This is a genomic window from Hydrogenophaga sp. UC242_50, assembly GCF_042697355.1.
Classification (GTDB): domain Bacteria; phylum Pseudomonadota; class Gammaproteobacteria; order Burkholderiales; family Burkholderiaceae_C; genus Hydrogenophaga.
In genome coordinates this window covers 512,489-532,788 of the sequence record NZ_CP170553.1, presented here as the reverse complement: position 1 = coordinate 532,788, position 20,300 = coordinate 512,489, and the positions used below count along the sequence as shown (strand labels likewise).

Genomic DNA, 20,300 nt, shown 5'->3' with positions numbered 1-20,300 from the left:
CGTCATGAAAAACGTTTGAATCTGGTCTCCCAACGACGTCCCTTCAAGGACTTTCAAAAGCCACCCTGCGGTGGCTTTTTTTTGTTCAGACGCGGGTGGATTCCAGGCTGCTCCCCGGAGAGGAGTGCAGCCAGTCAACGACCTCTCCGGTGGGTTGGTAGCCCTGCACGCAAGCCTGCAACAGGGCCCGCAAGGTGGTCACGTCGTTCGACTCCATGGCCTCTTCCAGCGACTTCAGCAAGGCCTGCAGCTCGCTCCAGGGCAGCATGTCTTCCTGTGCCTTCATGATGCGAGCGTGTTGCGTGGGTTGAGGGTTGTCGCCGATCAGCAGCTCCTCGTACAGCTTCTCGCCCGGTCGCAGCCCGGTGATCTGGATCTCGATGTCGCCAGTGGGGTTCTGCTCGCTCTTCACCTGCAGGCCCGAGAGTTCGACCATGCGCCGGGCCAGGTCGATGATGCGCACGGGCTCGCCCATGTCCAGCACGAACACGTCGCCGCCATGCGCCATGGCGCCGGCCTGGATCACCAGCTGAGCGGCTTCGGGAATGGTCATGAAGTAGCGCGTGATGTCCGGGTGGGTCAGCGTGATCGGCCCACCGTTCTTGATCTGCTCGCGGAACAAGGGCACCACCGAACCGCTGGAGCCCAGCACGTTGCCGAAGCGCACCATGGCGAACGTGGTGGCGCCACCGGGCTCGGCGGCCATCGCCTGCAACACCATTTCGGCCAGGCGCTTGCTCGCGCCCATGACGTTGGTGGGGCGCACCGCCTTGTCGGTGCTGATCAGCACGAAGTTGGCGGCGCCGGCGGCCTGCGCGGCGCGCGCGCACACCCAGGTGCCCCAGACGTTGTTGCGCAGGCCTTGGACCGGGTTGTGCTCCACCAGCGGCACGTGTTTGTAGGCCGCGGCGTGGTACACCGTGTCGGGCCGCCAGGCCTGCATGATCTGCGCGATGCGGGCTTCGTCCTGCACCGAGGCCAGCAAAGGCACCAGTTGCACGCCTGGCGCGGAGGCCTCGTTGTCGAACAGCGCTTCCAGTTCGCGGTGGATCTGGTAGAGGGCAAATTCGCTGTTCTCCACCAGCAGCAGGATGTGCGGCCCGCAGGCAGCGATCTGCCGGCACAGCTCGCTGCCGATGCTGCCGCCCGCACCCGTGACCGCCACCACCTTGTCCTGGATCAGGCTGTGGAGCAGCGCGGTGTTGGGCGTGACCGGATCGCGGCCCAGCAGGTCTTCGATGTCGAGCTCGCGCACGTCGCTCATCGTCACCCGGCCCGCCGCGAGGTCGGACATGCCGGGCAGGGTTCGCACGTGCACGGGCAGGTGGCGCAGGGTGTCGAGGATGTCCAGACGGCGCTGGCGCGTGATCGAGGGCAGCGCGAGCAGCACGTCCGTCACGCCCAGATTGGGGATCAGCCGCACCAGCTCGGCCGGGTCGTGCACCGTGCGGCCATCGAGGCTGTTGCCCTGCAGCTGGTCGTCGTCGTCGATGAAACCGAGCAGGCGCTGTTCGCTGCCGCGCGAGAGCGCTGCCGCGAGCTGCCGTCCCGCCACGCCGGCGCCGTAGATCAGGATGCCTGGCAGATGCTCGCGCTGCAGCATGGTGCGGTACAGGCCGCCCAGCCAGTAGCGCACCACCAGGCGGCTGAATCCGATGGTGACGAGCAGCAGCAGGGGCTGGATCACGCCCACGGTGCGGGGCACGCCTGGAATGCCGATCACGGTGAACACCGTGGCATAGAACAAGCTGTACAGCACCATGGCCTGCGCCAGGCTGACCATGGCATTCCATCCGGCGTAGCGGAAGATGGCGCGGTACAGGCCGAAGCGGATGAACAGGGGCAGGGCGATCAGCACCGCTCCCATGATGGCCAGCACATGCGCGGGGGTCAGTTGCACCCAGTGCTCCAGCCGCAGGCAAAGCGCGAGCCAGACGGTGAGCGCACACAATGCAATGTCCACCAGCACCGCGGACAGGCGCTTGGCGGCCCGTGGCATGTGCAGAAGCGTGGCGGCGGCTTGGCTTCGATGGTCCCTGTTTTTCATTCTTTTAGTGGGCCACACCATCCCGGCGCAGCACTTTGACAAACGTCATCCAGAGTATCTGCAGGTCGAATCCCAGGCTCTGGCGCTGCAGGTATTCTGCATCCAGCGCCACCTTCTGAGGAATCGGCAGCTCGTCGCGGCCATTCACCTGGGCCCAGCCTGTCAAGCCAGGGACCAGCTCGTGCACACCCTGCTGCGTGCGCAGGGCGATCAGGTCGTCCTGGTTGAACAGCGCGGGGCGAGGGCCCACGAAGCTCATGTCGCCCCTGAGAATGCTCCAGAGTTGGGGCAGCTCGTCCAGGCTGCTCTTGCGCAGGAACGGGCCGATGGGTGTGAGGTACTTGGCCGGATCGGTCAGCAGGTGGGTCGCCACCGCAGGCGTGTCGGTGCGCATGCTGCGGAACTTGGGCATGCGGAAGATGCGGTTGTGGCGGCCGACGCGGTTGGACCAGTAGAGCGCGGGCCCTGGAGACGTAAGCCGGACCGCCAGGGCGACGAGCGCCACCGGCACGAGCAGAACGAGGCCCGCTGCGAGGGCGAGTGAGAGGTCGAACAGGCGTTTCATGAGGGCACCTTGGGGGCGGCCCGCCGCAGGCCTTCTTCCACCGTGATCGGTGGTGACCAACCCAGTGTGGCCTGGGTGTGGTCGATGTTCACCTGCAGGTTGCCGAGCACGCGCTGGGCCACGTCCCGCTTGCCCAGCACCGTGGCACCCAGGTGCAGCAGAAACACCGGGACCGGCAGCAGGCGCGCCGGACGGCCTATGGCCTGGCCCATGCGCTGTATCAACGCGGTGGTGGAGAGGTCTTCGCCGTCGCTCACCAGAAAGGTCTGGTGGGCCGCGGCCGGATGGTCCACGCAGGTGAGCAGCAGGTCGATCAGGTTGTCCAGCGCCACCAGGCTGCGTCGGTTGTGCCGGACCGCACCCAGCGGCAGAGGCAGGCCGCGCTGAACGGCGCGCAGAAGGCTGCCGAAGTTGGCCTTCACGCCCGGGCCATACACCAGGGGCGGGCGGACGATGGTCACTTCCAGCCCGGTCTGTTCGGCGACGTGACGCAGCCCCTGTTCGGCTTCGGCCTTCGAGACGCCATAGGGGTCCTGGGGTGCGGGCACGTCGCTGGCGAGAAAGGGCCGCTGCGCCTGCGTGCCCTCGCCGTTGACCTTGATGGAGCTGACGAACACGAAGCGCCGCACGCCGGCCGCTGCTGCCTGTCGCGCGAGGTTGAGCGTGCCGTCCACGTTGACGCGGCGGAATTCACTCAGGGGGTCGGTGGCCGATTCGTTCATCACATGCACACGCGCCGCGGTGTGGATGACGCTGTCGCAACCTTGCAGGGCGTCGGCCCACGGGGTTTGGCCGTCGATGGACGGCACGCTGACCGACGGCACATTCGTGGCTGCGGCGCCAGCGGTGCGCACGGCAGCGCGCACCGCACGGCCGGTGGACTGGGCCTGGCGGCACAAGGCGGTACCCACAAACCCACTGGCGCCGGTGATCAGCAGTGTGCTCATGACGGTGCCCTGACTTGGATCTGCACGGCTTCCTCCAGCAGTTGCTCCAGACGGTCCATCAGCGCGTCGCGGTCGAATTCGTTCTTCGCGTAGACGCGGCCGTTGCTGCCCATGGCCCGACGCTCGTCAGGGGTCATCGCGGCCATGGCCAGCGCGGCATCGGCCAGGCCAGCCGCATCGCCAGCTTCGCACACGAGGCCCGCTTGTGCCGAGCGGATCACGTGGGCTCCCTCGCCGTCGAGCATGCCCAGCAGCGGAATGCCGGATTGCAGGTAGCTCTGTACCTTGCCGGGAATGGTCAGACTGAACACGGGGTCCTTCTTCAGCGAAACGAGCAGAGCATCGGCGTGAGCATAGAACGACGGCATGCGTTCGACCGGGTACCGGCCGAGCAACAGCACGCGCTCTTCCAGCCCCCGGCGGCGCACCTCTTCCTGAAGCCAGTCCGACTTGCGGCCGTCGCCGACAATGAGCCAGCGCACACGGGGATTGTCCTTGAGCCGCGTCGCGGCCTCCACCACGGCGGGCAGGTCCTGCGCTTCGCCGATGTTCCCAGCGAACAGCACGCTGAACGTCCCCGGCAGGCTCGGTACTTCGGGGGCGGGGGTGACTAGGTCCTGGGCGAACACCGGCTCCGACCAGCTGGGAAAGTAGCGGATCTTGCCGGGGTCGGCGCAGTACTGGGCAATGCTTGCCTGGAAGCCGCGGGACTGGCCCAGCACCAGCGTGCAGCGGTTGTAGATGAAGCTCACCAGGTGCCCCACCGCACCCAGCAGGCGCGGCGAGCGCACCACACCGATGGCGGCCAGCGTCTCGGGCCAGAGGTCGAGCGCCCAGAACACCACTGGGGCGCGTTTGAGACGGCCCATCAGAATGGCCGGCAGGCCCACTGTGATGGGGGAGGGCTCGAACACGAACACGGTGTCGAAAGCTTCCCCGCGCAGCCGCCAGGGTCCGGCCAGACTGGCGCCCACCACGTAACTGAGGTAATTCAGCGCCAGCCGCAGCGAGCCCTGCGCCCGCGCCAGCATGGGCGCTCGGACGACGCGCGCCCCGTGGTACGTGTCAAACTCCGCAGGATTGTCACGAAAGGCGGGGAAGACCTGGCCGGCGGGGTAGTTCGGCTTGCCGGTCAGCACCGTGACGGCGTGTCCGCGCTTCGTCCATTCCTGGACGAGATCGTTGATGCGGAAATTCTCTGCGCAGAAAAGTATTGGCTGACCACCAAGATTCGCAAGGCAGGTCCGGATCAGGTTTTTTTCCAGACCACGCGGTTGACGTAGTCCGTGTAGCTGTGAACGATGCGCACCACCTTGTCCGACACATTGGGCATGCTGTAGTCGGCCACCTGGCGCAGCAGGCGCTGCTCGCCGCGTGGCTGCGAGGCCAGGATCGCCAGGCCTTGCAGCACCCGTTCAGTGTCGAGGCCGACCATCATCACGGCGGCTTCTTCCATGCCTTCCGGCCGCTCGTGCGCCTCGCGCAGGTTGAGCGCGGGAAAGTTCAGGATCGAGGATTCCTCGTTGATCGTGCCGCTGTCGGACAGCACGGCCCGCGCCTGGATCTGCAGCTGGTTGTAGTCGGTGAAGCCCAGCGGCTTGAGCAGGCGCACCAGCGGGTGGAAGGCCACCGCCTGGCTGTCCACCCGTTTCTGGGTGCGCGGGTGCGTGGAGACGATCACGGGCATCTGGTAGTGGCTCGCCAACTGGTTCAACACGTCCACCAGTTTCGAGAACTGCACGTCGGAGTCGATGTTCTCCTCGCGGTGCGCACTGACGACGAAGAACCGGCCTTCCTGCAGGTCCAGCCGGGTGAGCACGTCCGATGCCTCGATGCGGTCCCGGTAGTGCGCCAACACCTCCGCCATGGGGCTGCCGGTCTTGATCACCATGTCCGGCGGCAGCCCTTCGCGCAACAGGTATTCGCGCGCGATGCTGCTGTAGGTGAGGTTGATGTCGGCGGTGTGGTCCACGATGCGGCGATTGATCTCTTCCGGTACCCGCATGTCGAAGCAGCGGTTGCCGGCTTCCATGTGGAAGATGGGCACCTTGCGGCGCTTCGCGGGAATCACCGACAGGCAGCTGTTGGTATCGCCCAGCACCAGCAGCGCATCGGGTTGCTCGCTGGCCAGCACGCCATCCACAGCCGCGATGATCTTGCCGATCGTTTCAGCCGCGTTCGCGCCAACCGCATTGAGGAAGTGGTCGGGCTTGCGAATGCCCAGATCGTCAAAGAAGATCTGGTTGAGTTCGTAGTCGTAGTTCTGGCCGGTATGCACCAGGACGTGTTCGCAGTGCTCATCCAGGCGCGCCATGACGCGCGAGAGGCGGATGATCTCCGGCCTGGTGCCCACCACCGTCATCACCTTGAGTTTTTTCATGACGGAGCCTTTCAGACCGGACAAGCGAAGGTGTCCGGGCGTTCGCGATCAAAGATTTCATTGGCCCAGAGCATGACCACCATGTCGCGTTCACCCGTGTTGGTGATGTCGTGCGTCCAGCCGGGCACGGTCTCCACCACTTGGGGTGCGTCCGCGTCCGTGTGCAATTCGTGGGTCTCTCCCGTGAGCATCTGCCGGAAGCGGAATCGGGCCTGGCCGTGGATCACCAGGAACTTCTCCGTCTTGCTGTGGTGGTAGTGGCCTCCCCGCGTGACGCCTGGCAGCGCGGTGAAGAACGAGAACTGGCCGCAGTCCGGGGTCTTGAGCATCTCGACGAAGACGCCGCGCGGATCCGCGTGCCGGGGCACGGCATAGGCAAAGTCCGTGGGTGGCAGGTAGCTCACGTAGGTCGAGTACAGCGCCCGCGTCAGGCCGGTGCCCACGCGATCGGTCACCAGGGTGAGCCGGCTAGCCTTGAAGTTCGCGATCCTCTCGGCGACCTCACCGACGGTGGTGGTGTACTGCGGAGTGAGGGTGGCGAAACCCTGGGCGTCGGTCGATGCCTCGGCACCATCCATCAACTGGACGAAACGGGCGATGACATCGTCGACGTACACGAGCGTCAGCGGTGCGGCGGGGTCGTTCACCTGGATCGGCAGCTCACGGGCGATGTTGTGGCAGAAGGTTGCGACCGCCGAGTTGTAGTTGGGGCGGCACCATTTGCCGAAGACATTGGGCAGGCGGAACACGTGCACGGCCGTGCCGTGCTGGCGTTGCAGTTCGAACAGCTCGCGCTCCGCGGCCTGCTTGCTGCGGCCGTACGGGTTGTCGTTGGCGGCCTGCGTGGAGGACGTGAGGATCACCGAAATGGGGCGATGCGCGGCGCGCGCCGCGATCGCCTGGCACAGCGCCCGGGTCAGGTCGGCGTTGCCCCGCGTGAACTCCTGGGGATCCTGGGGGCGGTTGATGCCGGCGAGGTGGAACACCACGTCCACGCCGTCGAGCAGGCGGGGCAGATCCGTGGTCGGGTTGTCTCGCGTGAACGGAACCACTTCCACGTCCTTGCGCTCGGCGAGGTGCAGCAAGAGGTTCTTGCCGATGAAGCCCTGAGCTCCCGTGATCAAGACCTTCATCGCCTCACTCCTCGGCCGCCGCGGCTTCACCGCGCGCAATGCGCTGCATGAAGTCCAGCTTCAGCAGCAGGGCCTTCATGCCCTCCACGTCGAGCCGCGTGGTGTTGTGCGAGTGGTATTCGTCCGCATGCAGGGCTTGCGTCAACCGCTCTTCACCTTCATCCACGTACTTCGCGTAGTTCAGGTCACGGCCGTCCGGGGGCACGCGGTAGTAGTCGCCCAGATCCTGCGCACACGCCATTTCCTCGCGGCTGAGCAAGGCTTCGTAGAGCTTCTCTCCGTGGCGGCTGCCCATCACGCGCACCGGGTGTTCGGTGGCGCTCATCAGCTGCAACAGCGCCTGCGTCAGCACCTCCACCGTGGCGGCCGGGGCCTTCTGCACGAAGATGTCGCCGTTGTGGCCGTGTTCGAACGCATACATCACGAGGTCCACGGCATCTGCCAGCGTCATCATGAATCGCGTCATGGCCGGGTCGGTGATCGTGATGGGTTTGCCGCTGCGCACCTGTTCCACGAACAGGGGGATGACGGAGCCCCGCGAGGCCATCACGTTGCCATACCGGGTGCCGCAGATGACGGTGCCGGTGCCTTCCAGGTTGCGGCTGGCGGCCACCATCACCTTTTCCATCATGGCCTTGCTAATGCCCATCGCGTTGATGGGATAGACGGCCTTGTCGGTGCTCAGGCAGACCACCCGGCCCACGCGCGCCGCGATGGCGGCCTCCAGCACGTTCTCGGTGCCCATCACATTGGTGCGCACGGCTTCCATGGGGTGGAACTCGCACGAAGGCACCTGCTTGAGCGCGGCAGCATGAAACACGTGATCGACCCCGCGCATGGCGGTGGCGACGCTGCGGGCATCTCGCACATCGCCGATGTAGAACTTCAGCTTGGGGTGGTTGAAATGCTTGCGCATGTCGTCCTGCTTCTTCTCATCGCGGCTGAAGATGCGGATTTCGCGCAGGTCGGAACTCAGGAAGCGGCGCAGCACGGCGTTGCCGAAACTGCCGGTCCCTCCCGTAATCAGAAGCGTCTTGTCTTTGAACATCGGAGCCTTGTCACCTTGATGCATGTGCCGCCAGGCCGGCGTGGTAGATGTCTTCGCGCTGGGCGGGGTTGGGGTAGTTGATCAGAACCGCGCGGTACGGTCCCTTGAAGACGAAGAGGCTGCCCGCCGACGCACCCACCACCCCGCACGCCTGCAGCAGGGCCTCGATGTCCTGGTGGGAGCCGGCACCGCCCAGAAAGGTCAGCGGAATCTGCAGCGATTGCCGCATCTTCAGCGCGAGCGGAATGTCATAGCCCTTCATCTGACCATCCCGGTCGACGGAGTTGATGACGATCTCGCCGGCACCGGCGGCCTGCAATCGCTGGGCGAACTCGACGGGGTCGTGCTTGTGCACCTGTGTGCCGTTGCGCGTGACCACCTCGTAGCCCTTGGCGAACAGCCCGGTCTTCTTGCGCACGTCCAGCACGGCCACCACGCTTTGCCGGCCCACGGCCTCGGCCATGCGGGTGAGCAGGGTGGTGTCTTCAACGGCGGCCGCACTGACGGCCACTTTCTCCACGCCCAGCCCGATGATCTTGCGGGCCTGCTCCGGTGTCTTCACGCCACCGCCGTAGCACAGGGGCATGCGGCACTCGGCGGCCAGGTGCGCAATCATCCGGTAGTCGGGCTCGGTGCCGTTGACCGTGGCGTCGATGTCCAGGACCACCAGCTCGTCGGCCTCTTTCTCGTTGAAGATCTTGACCGCGTTGATCGGATCGCCCACGTACTTGGGATCGCGAAACCCGACGGTTTTCACCAAGCCACCTTGGTGAACCAGCAGACAGGGTGTGATTCGAGGGCGCAGCATCAGAATTCCGCGAAGTTTTTCAGAAGCGCGGCACCCCAGTGGTGGCTCTTCTCGGGATGGAACTGCACCCCGGCCACGTGGTCGCGCTGGACGGCACAGGCAAACTTGAAGCCGTAGTCGGCATGCGCCACGGCGTGGGCCTCGTCTGCCGCTTCAAAATAATAGGAATGCAGGAAGTAAAACCGCGCATCGCTCTCCAGCCCCTTGAACAGTGCATGGGAGGCACCGACGGGAGACACGTCGTTCCAGCCCATATGGGGCATGGGCAGGGTCGCTGACGCCGGATGGTTCGCAAAGCTGCGCACCCGACCCTTCAACCAGCCCAGGCCGGCGGCAGTGCCTTCGTCACTGGAATCGGCCAGCATCTGCATGCCGACGCAGATGCCCAGCACAGGCACCCCATCCTCCCGCACCAGCCGATCCAGCGGCTCGCGCATGCCGGAAGCATTGAGCAGCTCCATCGCATGGTCGAACGCGCCCACGCCCGGAAGGATGAGCTTCTTCGCGCCCAGCAGGTCGCCGGCGGTTTGTGCGCGCGTGGCCTCGACGCCCAGGCGCTTGTACATGTTGACAAACGCCTGCACATTGCCCACGCCGTAGTCGACGATGTGGATCACCGGAACAACCTTCTTTCCAAGCCCAGCATCCGCATGGCGCTGGCACCGATGCCGATCGCCCAGCGCTTGTTGCTGTAGTCGCGGTACGTCCTGTTCTCACCATCGAAGATGCCCTGGAGCTCGTCCACGGAGAGCCCCAGCTTGTTCGCCACGTACTCGAACTCCTGCTTCAGGAAGTGCTCGTCCATTTCGGGCCTGGACAGGCGCTCCAACGCCGCTTCGCGTGTCATCTGGCCGGTGAGGATGAGGCTGGAGAAGTGCGCCCGGCGCTTGTGGTAGCCGAACTTGCGCGGCATCCAATAGTCTTCATAGAAACGCGTGAAGCGCGATTCGTGGTGCTTGTGCTGGAACTTCTGCCAGCCGAAGCGGCGCTCCAGTTCGGCCTCGGCGTCCTTCTTGATGTAGGGCACGAGGTTCAGGGGCTTGACGATCTCCATGCCCAGGATCTTCTGGTAGTACAGCTTGTAGACCAGGATGTCGACCAGGGGGAAGGTCTTCAGCTCACGTTCGCCAAAGCGGCGGTGAATGTCCTTGAAGAGCGTTTTGTCGATGCCGGGATAACCGCCCCATTCCTCGGGCTCGCGGCAGCACTCGGTCGAGAAATTGGAACCCGTCAACACGTACTTGATGCGGTTCTTGCGCGCGAACTTGTACAGGGCGGAAAAGAACGCGGCGTCCTGTGGCAGGTCCTGGTCGGCAATCTGGGCGTGCAGGAAGGCGACCTGCAGATCCTTCATTTCCTGCCAGTTGATCACCTCCGTGTAGAGGTCCAGGCCCAGCCCGTCCACGAGCTTTTCGATGTTGCCGACGGCCTGGTCGGTGTTCCAGCCCGCATCGACGTGAAACAGCAGCGGGCGCAAGCCCATCCTCTCCTTGGCAATGAACGCCGCGTAGGAGCTGTCCAGGCCGCCGCTCAGCCCGATGATGCAATCGAACGGCTGACCCTTGCCGCTGGCGCGGATCTTTTCCGAAAGTGCGTCCAGCTCGGCGCTGCCTGCGGCACCCGTATCCCAATTGGGCTGAATGACCTTGTCGAAGTTGTTGCAGTAATCGCAAACACCTTGCGCGTCGAAAGAGATGTTCGGGTCCGAGGTGTCCATGATGCAGCGCGTGCACATCTGGGGCTCTCGTTTGATCATGTGGGAGGGCATCGCTTATTGTATCTTTCGGCCCGCCTGGGCACGGCGGGCGAAAAGGAAGAAAAACAACCAGAATAGGCCGCCGAAAGACATCATGGCGGTGAAGAATGGGCCATTGATCAGCACCAGCCCCAATGGAATTGCAATCAGAGCGGGAAAGCAGGATTCAAATCCACGGGACAGCCGGTCCAATGCAATGAGCCACAGGGTGAGGAGCGCGCACATGAAGAGAATGCCCCATGCGCCCGCGCCGGCAACCCCGTCGTATGCAAACAGATTGGCGTTTGAATTGATGTCCAGATTCAGCAGATGCTTTGCAACAATGCGCCCGAGCTGCGGCCAGTGCTGATCACCGTCCAATGCAACCGGCGAAGACACGAATGAGGCAATGCCGCGAACATGGCTCCAGAAGGTGTACCCATACTCGGCAAAAACCTCCTGGTACTGCCAGAGCATGGCGCCCGGGACCGAGAAGGTTCTGAAGACCAAGTACAGCGACAACATGTTGGCCAATGTGCTGGTGGCGCGAAACGTGATCGAGAACACGAAGAGCGCAGAAATGGCGATCAGCGTGATGAGCATCAATGTCGGGTGCGAAAGCCGGGAGCGAAGCACCAGGAAGCTCATGATCATGACCACCGGCAACAGAAACACCGTTCTCTCCGCCGTGATGGAATACATCAGGAAAAAGCCACCCAATGCCAGCGCAATGTACAGGGGATTCTTCCGGATCAGGCCAATTGAAAGCAGGGCGGGGGCAAAGACAAATGCCAGATAGGTTTGCCCATAGGCTTCGAAAAGATTTCTGCTGCGGCCGGCTTCGCGTTGCGCGTAAGTGCCACCCAGGCCCACAAAATTCATCGTATCCCAAAAGGCGTACAACAGGAATCCTGCGCAAATCAGGAGCAGGGCGGTGAACAACAGAGCGTAATTGCGACCTGCAATGCCGGTCGAATTTCTGTCATCGCTGCCGCCCCATTTCTGGGTGGCATGCAACAGGAACAAATAGCCGGCAGTGAGCGCGGACAGATTGACTCCGTATTTCTTCAGCGCCGCTTCTTCGGTGGCCAATGTGATCACCAGCGTGGGAAGAAAAACGATGACATACATCATGAATGAAATGATGCCGGAGGGTCGCAGTAAATTCAGCGGCAGCGAAAATGCAACCAGCAGGACCGAAATGACGATGAACACCCATTCCGGCACCCCCATGGGCACATACGGGAAGCCCAGGTAGGCGTGTTCAGGGTAGAGGTAGGCCGCGTGGGTTTTATGGATGACGATCGCAAAAATCATCGAAAAAATGAACAACCATGGTTTCGGTGCTTTTGCGCATTCAGCAAATCGTGAGGGGGTCAAGGCTGCGATCGTTCTCATGGGTTTAATGCGATGGCGGGACGGCGCGGGTGATGCGGTCGGCCAGGGTTTGATAGTCAAGGTGCTTGATGGCGAAGGCGTGGGAGTGCTCGGCCATGGCTTTGAGTTGTTGCGGCGATCGAGAAATCTCCGCCAGCACCGCATCGAGTGTCCGGTCCTTGCCGATCAGCCAGCCGTTCTGGCCCACGTAGCGCCGGTGGCTCGGCACATCGTCCAGGATGACCGCGCAGCGCAGGCAAAGGCTCATCTGCATGGTGGCCGATTGCGTGCCGGGCTGTACGTAGACGTCCGCGGCACACAGGATCGATTGCAGATCGGCGGCAGATTTCCAACCGGCGAAGACAATCCGGCTGTCGGCATCGATCAGCTTCATGGCCTCGGCCGCGATGTCGTCGTGAAGATGGCCCACCACCAGAAACCGCAGGTCCGGATCGGGCTGCCGGACAAAGGCCTGCAAGGATTGCAGCAATTTCTTGTGGACGTCCATCTTTCCGGATTGCACCAGCAAGGTGTGCGTATCCAGGATGTTGTAGGCCGACCGGGTGGCGGCCCGGGCATCGAAATAGGCCTGGTCGGGAAGCACGTTGCCGCCCAATGGGAAAAACTCGATCTTCTCAACAGGCACGCGGTAAAAGTCCCGAACGAAGCTGATGGTTTCGTCGGAAATGCAGAGTACCTTGTCGATGGAGCGGAGGGCCGCATGCAGAATGGTCCGGTAGTAGCTCCAGTGAAGCAGGTACCGCGACAGAAAGGAGCGGGCGCTGTTGTTGAAATCCTCGTGGCTGTCGGCGAAGAAGGCCACGTCCGGATGGGCGCGCTTGTAGCGGCTCACCGTCAGCAGTTCCCAGCCACAGAGGCCGTGGAAGAGGATCGCATCAGGGCGCTCGGCGGACAGCAGCCGGTGGACATCCGGGTGCAGCCTGAGTTTGGGGGCCAGCATCTTCGGAATCCAGCGTCGATAGGGGAGCCTGATGACCCTGGCGCCATCGGTTCCCATGTAGCTGCCGGGCTGGACATGCTTGAGCGCTCCATCGGGACCGAAGGACTCCGTGGAGGCGATCACCACCACGTCATGACCGTCCAGGACGTGCTGGCGGACGAGCTCGTTCTCCTGGTACGAAAACCCGTCCACATAAAAGCAGGACAGGCACAGATGGGCAATCTTCACAGACGGCCCTCGTGGCGAAGCATCTGCTCGGGATCATTGAAATGGACCGCCACGCGGCGCAGTTCCGCTTCAGGCAGAGCCCACCAGGCCATGTCCAGCAGCGCGGCAACGACCTTGTCTTCGAAGCGCATCCGGATGAGTCTGGCGGGATTGCCGGCGACGATGGCATACGGCGGGACGTCCCGGGTCACCACACTGCCCATGCCGACGATGGCGCCGTGCCCGATCTGAATGCCCGCCTTGATGAAGACGCCCTCCCCAATCCAGACGTCATCGCCAATGCGGGTTTTCAACTCCGGCAGGAACGCATGGTGGGCGAACTTGGCCTGCACGCTGTCTTTGTGGGACAGGAATACGGGGCTGGTGGAGACAAATGCCGCCGGATGGGCCACGCCGCCAATGGACACCCTGTTGCCAATCGAGCAGAACGCACCGATTTCGCCATTCAGGATTGAACAGTCGTAGCCGCAAAAGGAATGCCGGTCGATTGTCGAGTCGTAAACCGTGCTGCCAGATTCAACCTTTGACGTGCGGTCAATGGCGGACCGTCTAATGGCATTCCCCCGGATCTTCTTGAGAATCTTGGAGTAGATCAGCTGGATTGTCATGTGGATGGGGGTGGGCATTTCATGGAATGCACCGCTTTGTCATTGCGCGGGTGCCCTGGCTGCCAGTGTGATCGATGCGCGCTTCGCGCGCGATGCCGTCCTTCAAATTGAAAGAAACGATGTCATTGGTAAAAAAGCGCGTCACAAGTGCTGAAGAGGTAACACTTTGGCGCTGCCTGTGGAGACGGGTGAATTCGTCGACGGCCTGCATGTTACCGCCGCTGGGGGGTCGATTGCCTTCCGAGAGCGGCTGGAAACATCAGTAACTTCCCGACCACCAATTCAGAAGGAGACCTGCCTCCGCTACAATTCCCCACCCACTATCGCCTGACGACCCAGGCGTCCTCGAGGAGGCTGGTCATGCCAGGCGGGAGTGGTGCCTATCTCCAAGAAGTAGATCATGAACGCCGGGACGGATCCTCCTCGGCGAAGACGGCCCATATTACAACCACGAAAGCGCAACCAGCGCGGCGAGGCCTGATGCTCTGGCACGTCCGGGAGTCCATCATGTCACCAACTGTTTCCCTTTGCTGCCTGCTACGTGCCGCGGTTTTCGCACGACACGCTGGCCAGTGGCCTCTCCCTCCAACTTTCCCTGCTTGAATACCTTATGTACCGAAACAAAAAGGTCAGTGTTGTCGTACCGGCGTTCAATGAAGAAACCCAGATCAATCGGGTTATCGACACGATGCCGGAATGGGTGGACCACATTGTCATCGTCAACGACCGCAGCCGGGACCGGACATCCGAGGTGGTGCGCGCCAACGCCGTGTACACGACCGGGCGCATTCAACTCATCGAGCATGAGGTGAATCAGGGCGTGGGCGGAGCGATCGCCACGGGCTACAAGTGGTCGCGCGACAACGGCATCGACGTGGCGGTGGTGATGGCGGGTGACGGACAGATGGACCCGGCCGACCTGCCCGCCATCCTGGATCCCGTGGTGGACGATGAGGCCGACTACACCAAGGGCAATCGACTGGTGACGGGGGAAGCCTTCCAGAAGATCCCCAAGATCCGGTTCTTTGGCAACTCCATCCTGTCGCTGCTCACCAAGATCGTTTCGGGCTACTGGCACGTGGCGGATTCCCAGACCGGGTACACCGCGATCAACGCCCAGGCCCTGGAGGCCATCGACTGGGATCGCATGTACAAGCGTTACGGCCAGCCCAACGACCTGCTGGTCAAGCTCAATGTGGCGGGCATGCGGGTTGTCGACGTGCCGATCGAGCCGGTGTACGACGTGGGCGAGAAGTCGGGCATCCGCGTGCGCAAGGTGATCTTCACCATCGGGTCGCTTCTGGTCAGGCTCTTCTTCTGGCGCCTGAAGGAGAAGTACGTCATCCGCAACTTCCATCCGCTGGTCTTCTTCTACGCCTTTGGCTTCTTTGGCGTGGCCCTGAGCGCGATCATGTTCATCCGCTTGATTGCGCTCTGGATCGGCCTGGGGCATATCCCCGAGATCACATTCCTCAGCTGGCTGTTCTCCTTCTCCCTCGGGTTCAACTCGCTGTTCTTCGCCATGTGGTTTGACTATGAAGAGAACAAGCACCTGAATCCGCCCCTGCGCAGTCGGGACGTGAGGGCGCGCAAGCGCGCAGCCTGACTCGCATGGTGAAAGGGCTCGTCCAGGGCATCGTCACCAGCCTGCGGCAGCACAAGCTGTCGCAGGACATCGCGTACAGCCTGTGCAGCTTCGCGGTGCTGGCCGTCAGTGGCATCGTCATCAACGTCATCATCACGGCGTTGCGCGATGCCGCTGCCCTGGGCGTGTTCAATCTGGCCTATGCGGTCTACATCGTTGCATCGCAGGTGGCGACCTGGGGGCTGCACTATTCCGTGCTGCGCCACGGCGCCTACCACGCCGATGACCTGCGCGAGCGCACGGGGCTGTTGAGCACGGCCGCGCTGTGCGCGCTGCTGTTCGGGTGTGTGGCTGCCGGCATGCTGTGGTGGGCACAACCGCTGTTCACCCGGTTGTTCAGCAGCGAAGCCGCTGGCACCGCCGTGGCGTTCAGTGCGGCCGGCCTGGCGCTCTTTCCGCTCAACAAGGTGTTGCTCGCCTATCTGAACGCATTGCGCTGCATGCGTGCCCATGCCGTGTTGCAGGCCCTGCGCTACATCCTCGTCATGGTCGGCGTGGCATTCGTGGCCGCATCCGACTGGCCCGCGGAGGCCGCGACACTGTCGTTCGTGATGGCGGAGGCGGTGACCTGCCTCTCGGCGCTCATCTTCATCGGCGCGGCGCGTTTGAGCCAGTGGCCCCGCTTCTCGATGGCGTGGTGCCGGCGCCACCTGGCGTTCGGCAGCAAGAGCCTGCCGGCGGGCATGTTCACCGAGGTGAACTCGCGCGTGGACGTGCTCATGATCGGCGTTTTCCTCACGGACCGGGCGGTGGGCATCTACAGCTTCGCTGCCATGCTGGTCGATGGGGCTTACCACGTGCTCGCCATGGTGCGCCTGAACTTCAATCCCGTGCTGGTGGCCGCGCTCAAGCAGGGCGACTGGAACCGCCTGCGCAGCTTGCGTTCGCTGTCGGCGCGTTATGCGGTTCTCGCCACGCTGACCCTGTCGCTGGGCCTGGTGGCCGCCTATGGGGTGGCCGACGCCTGGATCGTTCCCGGCAAGGGCCTGGCTGAAGGGCTGCCTTCGCTGATCATCCTGTTGATCGGTTTGAACCTGATCGCCACCTGGGTACCCTTCGACAACCTCATGCTGGTGTCCGGACACCCCGGCTACCAGACGCTCCAGCAGCTGATGGCCGTTGGCGTCAATGTGGCCTGCGCCGCATGGCTTCTGCCGCTGTGGGGGCTGGAGGGCGCGGCCATGGGCACGGCCCTGAGCTACGTGACCGGCATTGCCGTCCTCTTCATACTCGCTCGTCGCAAGATCGGCTGGCACCTAATTTCCAACACCTTTCGGAACTGATCATGTGTGGCATTTTTGGAGTTCTTCTTCAGCGGGATGCGCCGGTAAAGCGTGACACCGTCGAATCGGTGATGTCCCGTCTCTACGTGTTGTCGGAGAGCCGCGGGAAAGAGTCCGCAGGCGTGCACGCCTTCCTGCCGTCGAAGGGGCTGGCATGGACCGTCAAGGGGACCCAGTCTGCGGCCGAGTTTCTCAAGACGGACCCTTTCCGCCATGCGATGAAGGCGGCACTGGGTGGCGCGTTCGGTACCGGTGCCGCGTTGCAGGAACCGCTGGTGCTGTTGGCCCATTCCCGTCTCGTCACCAATGGCACGGCGGCCTTGCCGCAGAACAACCAGCCGGTGCGGTCCGGTCGCGTCAGCGTGATTCACAATGGCATCGTGGTCAATGTGGACCCGCTCTGGGCGGCCCATCCCGAACTCCAGCGCCAGGCCGAGGTGGACACCGAGGTGCTGGCCGCCATGCTGGATGCGGCCCTCAAGGTGGGCGCAGAGCCCGCGCAGGCGACACAACACATCTACGCCGCTCTCAAGGGGGCGGCCTCGATGGCGTGGGTGCACGATGGCTTGCCTCTCGTGACCCTGGCCACCAACACCGGCGACATCTACCTGGCCATGGACCCGCAGTCACAAATGTTGGTGTTCGCCTCCGAGCGGTACATCCTCGAACAGGTGCTTGGGGCGGTGGGGCCGGACGATGGCTTGCCGAAGGCCGAGGCCATCGAGTGGCTGGGCGCCGGCCATGCGTTGTGCTTCGATGTCGGCGGCACTGCTGCACCGCGGCGCCATGCGCTGTTTCAGGACACATCGAACGCGGGTGAGCCAGGCCGCCCGGTGGCCGTGACGGCCGCGCCCACGGTTCACCACGACAGTTTCACCGGCCGCATCGAGCCGGTGGGTGTGCTGACCCGCCTGGCGGACGAGTCCCTGGTCCGCTACGGTGAAGCCCGCGTCCGGGCCTTGCGCCGGTGCACGCGCTGCGTGCTGCCCGAGACTTTTCCCTTCATCGCCTTCGACCACGACGGGGTGTGCAACTACTGCCGCAGCTACCGGCCCCGCTACGCCGGCATGCACCCGGAAGAGACCCGCAAGAACTTCATCGCGTCCCTCGAGCGCTACCGCCGCAACACGGCCGGCCCCGATGCGATCGTGCCGTTCAGCGGTGGCCGCGACAGCAGCTACGGCCTGCACCTGATCAAGAAGGAGTTCGGGCTCAAGCCGGTGACCTTCACCTACGACTGGGGCATGGTGACCGATCTGGCGCGCCGCAATGTGGCCCGCTTGTGCGGTCAGCTGGGCATCCAGAACATCCTGGTCTCGGCCGACATCAAGACCAAGCGCGACAACATCCGCAAGAACGTCAGCGCCTGGCTCAAGCAGCCCGATCTGGGCATGGTCCCGCTGTTCATGGCAGGCGACAAGCATTTTTTCCGGGTCGTCAACGAACTCAAGCGACAGACCGGCATCCAGCTCGATCTCTGGTGCGCCAACCCGCTGGAGAACACCGACTTCAAGTCCGGCTTCTGCAACGTGTCGCCCGACTTCGAGAAGAAGCGCCTGGACTACCTGTCGCTGGGGCGCAAGGCGCGCCTGGCGGGCTACTACGCCACGCGTTTCTTGAAGAACCCGCGCTACCTCAACAGTTCGCTGCAAGACACCTTTGGTGCTTTCCTCGCCTACTACGTGGAGCCGCGGCACGATTTCTACTTCATGTTCGACCACTTCATCTGGAACGAGGACGAGGTCAATCGCACGTTGCTGGGCGAGTACGAGTGGGAGCTCTCGCCCGATTCCCCGAGCACATGGCGGATCGGTGATGGCACAGCGCCGTTCTACAACTACATCTACATGACGGCGCGAGGATTCACCGAGTTCGACACCTTTCGCAGCAACCAGATCCGCGAGGGGCAGATCACCCGCGCGCAGGCGATGGAGTCGATCATGGTGGAGAACCGGCCCCGCGTGCCTTCGCTGCGGTGGTACCTGGACACCATCAACCTGGACTTCAACGACACCATCCGGCGCATCAACACGCTTGACACCCTGGGACTGCACCGATGAAGCACGCGAGCCGCGCCATGTCTGGATGGAATTTGTGTCGTGCCGCCGCACTGTGCGGTGCCGTCCTGATGACCGCTTTCCTGGGAGCGTGCAGCGCCGATGCGCCATCGCCAGCCGCGGTGGAAGCCGAGCTTCGCCGGCTGGGTGCGGATCTGCACGAGCGCATCAACCCCGCGCACCCAGGCCGGGGCACGACGGACTATCCGGGCAACACGGCCGAAGATGTGCCCAAGTCGTATGCGATGGTCCTGCTGGCCGAGCTCGACCGGATGGACGCCGGCTTGAAGCCGGAGAGCCGGAACATGGCGGCGGCGGCGGGCCGATGGCTGCTGGACCATGCGGATGAAAATGGCGACGGCGTGATCGGATGGGGCGTCCCCGTGGCATGGGACGCCTATGGCGACGGCTCGATCAACCCGGCGAACACCGAGTACACGATCTCGACCGCGATCGTGGTCGATGCGCTGCTCACGTGGAGTGAACGCGACGCCGATGCGCCCGCTCGCGAGATCATGGACATCATCGATCGCTCGCTGCAGCCGTACCTGGACAAGGCGATGCGCACGCCCAGTGGCCTGGTGCCCTATTCGCTGCGGGTCTCCGACCGCCCCTACGACACCTTCAACCCCGCCGCCTACCTGGCGGGGCAGCTGCAACGGTTCAGCCGCAAGACGCAGGACCCCGTGCGCCAGATGCAGTTGCGCACCGTGGCCGACGACACCATGCGGTCGTTGCTGGAGTACCGCCAGAATTCGCCCCTGAAGGGGCGCTGGTACTGGAACTATTCCGTGCAGGAAGAGGTGGCGAACGACCTGCCCCATGCGGGCTACATCATTGACGGCATTCGCACCTACATCGCCTACGAAGGCCTGTTGGGCGAGCAGTTCGACCGTTTCGCCGTGCTCGCCCATTTGCGGGACTTCCCCGTGGGCGGAGAGACGGTGCGTGCCTGGCCATCGTTCCGGCGCGACGTGCGCCATTCCCGCGCGCTCGTACGACCTGGGCTTTGCGCTGCACCTCGTGTGTTCGGAGCCCTACGTGGCGGATCTGCGCGACACCATGCTGGCCATCCTGCCCAGGTACCGCAACGAGCAGGGCCAGTACACCAAGTACCCGGCGGGCACCGAGGGCCAGGAAGTGCTGTCGGTGGCCGAGTACGAGGCGTATCTGTACCGCGGTGTCATGACGTGCCTGAGCGCGCTGACGAAATCGGTCGCTCCCACGGCGGGGGCCGACCGTCCTCTGCACGCGTCGGAGAACACCCGCCGGCTCATGGACCGCGACCTAGCCGTGGTCAGCCCGGCATCGGCGGCCCTGCCTTTGCTGGGCGCGCCGATGGGGGCCGTGACAATGGACCCGCACGTCATGTCCGTGGTCCATTCGCCCGCAGGGGGGGCGCAGAAGTTGCCCGAGCCGGGTGTTCCGTTGGCCTGGTTTGACTCGTCATCGTCCCGCCTGGCGCTGTTCAGGCAATT

General features: G+C 63.7%; 18 protein-coding genes. 4 read left to right on the top strand and 14 right to left on the bottom strand.

The annotated features are described in order from the left end of the window. Nucleotides 1-85: 85 nt before the first annotated feature. The 14 genes from ACFJGX_RS02775 to ACFJGX_RS02710 form a co-directional block, all read right to left on the bottom strand. Nucleotides 86-1,999: a polysaccharide biosynthesis protein gene (locus tag ACFJGX_RS02775; RefSeq protein ID WP_382322790.1), complete on the bottom strand. Its 1,914-nt coding sequence runs from the start codon at nt 1,997-1,999 to the stop codon at nt 86-88. A gap of 52 nt (nt 2,000-2,051) precedes the next feature. Beyond that, nucleotides 2,052-2,612, bottom strand: a complete 561-nt coding sequence (locus tag ACFJGX_RS02770) for a sugar transferase (RefSeq protein WP_382322791.1) — start codon at nt 2,610-2,612, stop codon at nt 2,052-2,054. Next, the gene (locus tag ACFJGX_RS02765; RefSeq protein WP_382322792.1) at nt 2,609-3,559 is read right to left on the bottom strand and encodes a UDP-glucose 4-epimerase family protein; all 951 of its coding nucleotides are present in this window, start codon (nt 3,557-3,559) and stop codon (nt 2,609-2,611) included. Before ACFJGX_RS02765 ends, ACFJGX_RS02770 begins: the two co-directional genes overlap by 4 nt. Then, complete coding sequence (locus ACFJGX_RS02760; RefSeq protein ID WP_382322793.1) at nt 3,556-4,698, bottom strand: glycosyltransferase family 4 protein; 1,143 nt, start codon at nt 4,696-4,698, stop codon at nt 3,556-3,558. The genes ACFJGX_RS02765 and ACFJGX_RS02760 overlap by 4 nt, the downstream gene beginning before the upstream one ends. A 110-nt stretch (nt 4,699-4,808) precedes the next feature. Further along, nucleotides 4,809-5,939, bottom strand: coding sequence for a non-hydrolyzing UDP-N-acetylglucosamine 2-epimerase (gene wecB / locus ACFJGX_RS02755; protein WP_382322794.1), 1,131 nt, complete (start codon nt 5,937-5,939; stop codon nt 4,809-4,811). A gap of 11 nt (nt 5,940-5,950) precedes the next feature. Further along, entirely contained in the window at nt 5,951-7,072 is a 1,122-nt protein-coding gene (locus ACFJGX_RS02750) for a capsular polysaccharide biosynthesis protein CapF (protein ID WP_382322795.1), read from the bottom strand. A 4-nt stretch (nt 7,073-7,076) separates the two neighbouring features. After that, nucleotides 7,077-8,120, bottom strand: a complete 1,044-nt coding sequence (locus tag ACFJGX_RS02745) for a polysaccharide biosynthesis protein (protein ID WP_382327676.1) — start codon at nt 8,118-8,120, stop codon at nt 7,077-7,079. Nucleotides 8,121-8,130: 10 nt separating this feature from the next. Further along, nucleotides 8,131-8,928, bottom strand: coding sequence for an AglZ/HisF2 family acetamidino modification protein (locus ACFJGX_RS02740; RefSeq protein WP_382322796.1), 798 nt, complete (start codon nt 8,926-8,928; stop codon nt 8,131-8,133). Beyond that, the gene (gene hisH, locus ACFJGX_RS02735; protein WP_382322797.1) at nt 8,928-9,545 is read right to left on the bottom strand and encodes an imidazole glycerol phosphate synthase subunit HisH; all 618 of its coding nucleotides are present in this window, start codon (nt 9,543-9,545) and stop codon (nt 8,928-8,930) included. Before hisH ends, ACFJGX_RS02740 begins: the two co-directional genes overlap by 1 nt. Then, nucleotides 9,542-10,684, bottom strand: a complete 1,143-nt coding sequence (locus tag ACFJGX_RS02730) for an N-acetyl sugar amidotransferase (RefSeq protein ID WP_382322798.1) — start codon at nt 10,682-10,684, stop codon at nt 9,542-9,544. Before ACFJGX_RS02730 ends, hisH begins: the two co-directional genes overlap by 4 nt. 15 nt (nt 10,685-10,699) lie before the next feature. Beyond that, the gene (locus ACFJGX_RS02725; protein WP_382327673.1) at nt 10,700-12,061 is read right to left on the bottom strand and encodes a hypothetical protein; all 1,362 of its coding nucleotides are present in this window, start codon (nt 12,059-12,061) and stop codon (nt 10,700-10,702) included. 4 nt (nt 12,062-12,065) lie between these two features. Next, a complete protein-coding gene (locus ACFJGX_RS02720; RefSeq protein ID WP_382322800.1) occupies nt 12,066-13,229 on the bottom strand; it encodes a glycosyltransferase family 4 protein in 1,164 nt (387 codons plus the stop codon). Then, nucleotides 13,226-13,855 (bottom strand): CatB-related O-acetyltransferase, encoded by a 630-nt coding sequence (locus ACFJGX_RS02715; protein ID WP_382322801.1) that lies wholly within the window; start codon nt 13,853-13,855, stop codon nt 13,226-13,228. Before ACFJGX_RS02715 ends, ACFJGX_RS02720 begins: the two co-directional genes overlap by 4 nt. A 1-nt stretch (nt 13,856) precedes the next feature. Continuing rightward, nucleotides 13,857-14,048 (bottom strand): hypothetical protein, encoded by a 192-nt coding sequence (locus tag ACFJGX_RS02710; RefSeq protein ID WP_382322802.1) that lies wholly within the window; start codon nt 14,046-14,048, stop codon nt 13,857-13,859. A 399-nt stretch (nt 14,049-14,447) separates the two neighbouring features. Here ACFJGX_RS02710 and ACFJGX_RS02705 point away from each other — a divergent pair, with 399 nt between their 5' ends. The 4 genes from ACFJGX_RS02705 to ACFJGX_RS02690 are packed head-to-tail and all read left to right on the top strand — an operon-like array spanning nt 14,448 to nt 20,264. Next, entirely contained in the window at nt 14,448-15,443 is a 996-nt protein-coding gene (locus ACFJGX_RS02705) for a glycosyltransferase family 2 protein (RefSeq protein WP_382322803.1), read from the top strand. A gap of 5 nt (nt 15,444-15,448) precedes the next feature. Further along, complete coding sequence (locus tag ACFJGX_RS02700) at nt 15,449-16,765, top strand: lipopolysaccharide biosynthesis protein (RefSeq protein WP_382322804.1); 1,317 nt, start codon at nt 15,449-15,451, stop codon at nt 16,763-16,765. Between the two features lie 2 nt (nt 16,766-16,767). Continuing rightward, nucleotides 16,768-18,825, top strand: a complete 2,058-nt coding sequence (locus ACFJGX_RS02695; RefSeq protein ID WP_382328588.1) for a glucosamine 6-phosphate synthetase — start codon at nt 16,768-16,770, stop codon at nt 18,823-18,825. Beyond that, entirely contained in the window at nt 18,822-20,264 is a 1,443-nt protein-coding gene (locus ACFJGX_RS02690) for a hypothetical protein (RefSeq protein WP_382327671.1), read from the top strand. Before ACFJGX_RS02695 ends, ACFJGX_RS02690 begins: the two co-directional genes overlap by 4 nt. The last annotated feature ends 36 nt before the right edge of the window (nt 20,265-20,300 follow it).

Excerpts from the sequence above, each read along its gene's own strand:
- ACFJGX_RS02775 (WP_382322790.1), bottom strand. The coding sequence starts at position 1,999 with ATGCCACGGGCCGCCAAGCGCCTGTCCGCGGTGCTGGTGGACATTGCA.
- ACFJGX_RS02770 (WP_382322791.1), bottom strand. The coding sequence starts at position 2,612 with ATGAAACGCCTGTTCGACCTCTCACTCGCCCTCGCAGCGGGCCTCGTT.
- ACFJGX_RS02765 (WP_382322792.1), bottom strand. The coding sequence starts at position 3,559 with ATGAGCACACTGCTGATCACCGGCGCCAGTGGGTTTGTGGGTACCGCC.
- wecB (WP_382322794.1), bottom strand. The coding sequence starts at position 5,939 with ATGAAAAAACTCAAGGTGATGACGGTGGTGGGCACCAGGCCGGAGATC.
- ACFJGX_RS02750 (WP_382322795.1), bottom strand. The coding sequence starts at position 7,072 with ATGAAGGTCTTGATCACGGGAGCTCAGGGCTTCATCGGCAAGAACCTC.
- ACFJGX_RS02745 (WP_382327676.1), bottom strand. The coding sequence starts at position 8,120 with ATGTTCAAAGACAAGACGCTTCTGATTACGGGAGGGACCGGCAGTTTC.
- ACFJGX_RS02740 (WP_382322796.1), bottom strand. The coding sequence starts at position 8,928 with ATGCTGCGCCCTCGAATCACACCCTGTCTGCTGGTTCACCAAGGTGGC.
- ACFJGX_RS02730 (WP_382322798.1), bottom strand. The coding sequence starts at position 10,684 with ATGATCAAACGAGAGCCCCAGATGTGCACGCGCTGCATCATGGACACC.
- ACFJGX_RS02725 (WP_382327673.1), bottom strand. The coding sequence starts at position 12,061 with ATGAGAACGATCGCAGCCTTGACCCCCTCACGATTTGCTGAATGCGCA.
- ACFJGX_RS02715 (WP_382322801.1), bottom strand. The coding sequence starts at position 13,855 with ATGCCCACCCCCATCCACATGACAATCCAGCTGATCTACTCCAAGATT.
- ACFJGX_RS02710 (WP_382322802.1), bottom strand. The coding sequence starts at position 14,048 with ATGCAGGCCGTCGACGAATTCACCCGTCTCCACAGGCAGCGCCAAAGT.
- ACFJGX_RS02705 (WP_382322803.1), top strand. The coding sequence starts at position 14,448 with ATGTACCGAAACAAAAAGGTCAGTGTTGTCGTACCGGCGTTCAATGAA.
- ACFJGX_RS02700 (WP_382322804.1), top strand. The coding sequence starts at position 15,449 with ATGGTGAAAGGGCTCGTCCAGGGCATCGTCACCAGCCTGCGGCAGCAC.
- ACFJGX_RS02695 (WP_382328588.1), top strand. The coding sequence starts at position 16,768 with ATGTGTGGCATTTTTGGAGTTCTTCTTCAGCGGGATGCGCCGGTAAAG.
- ACFJGX_RS02690 (WP_382327671.1), top strand. The coding sequence starts at position 18,822 with ATGAAGCACGCGAGCCGCGCCATGTCTGGATGGAATTTGTGTCGTGCC.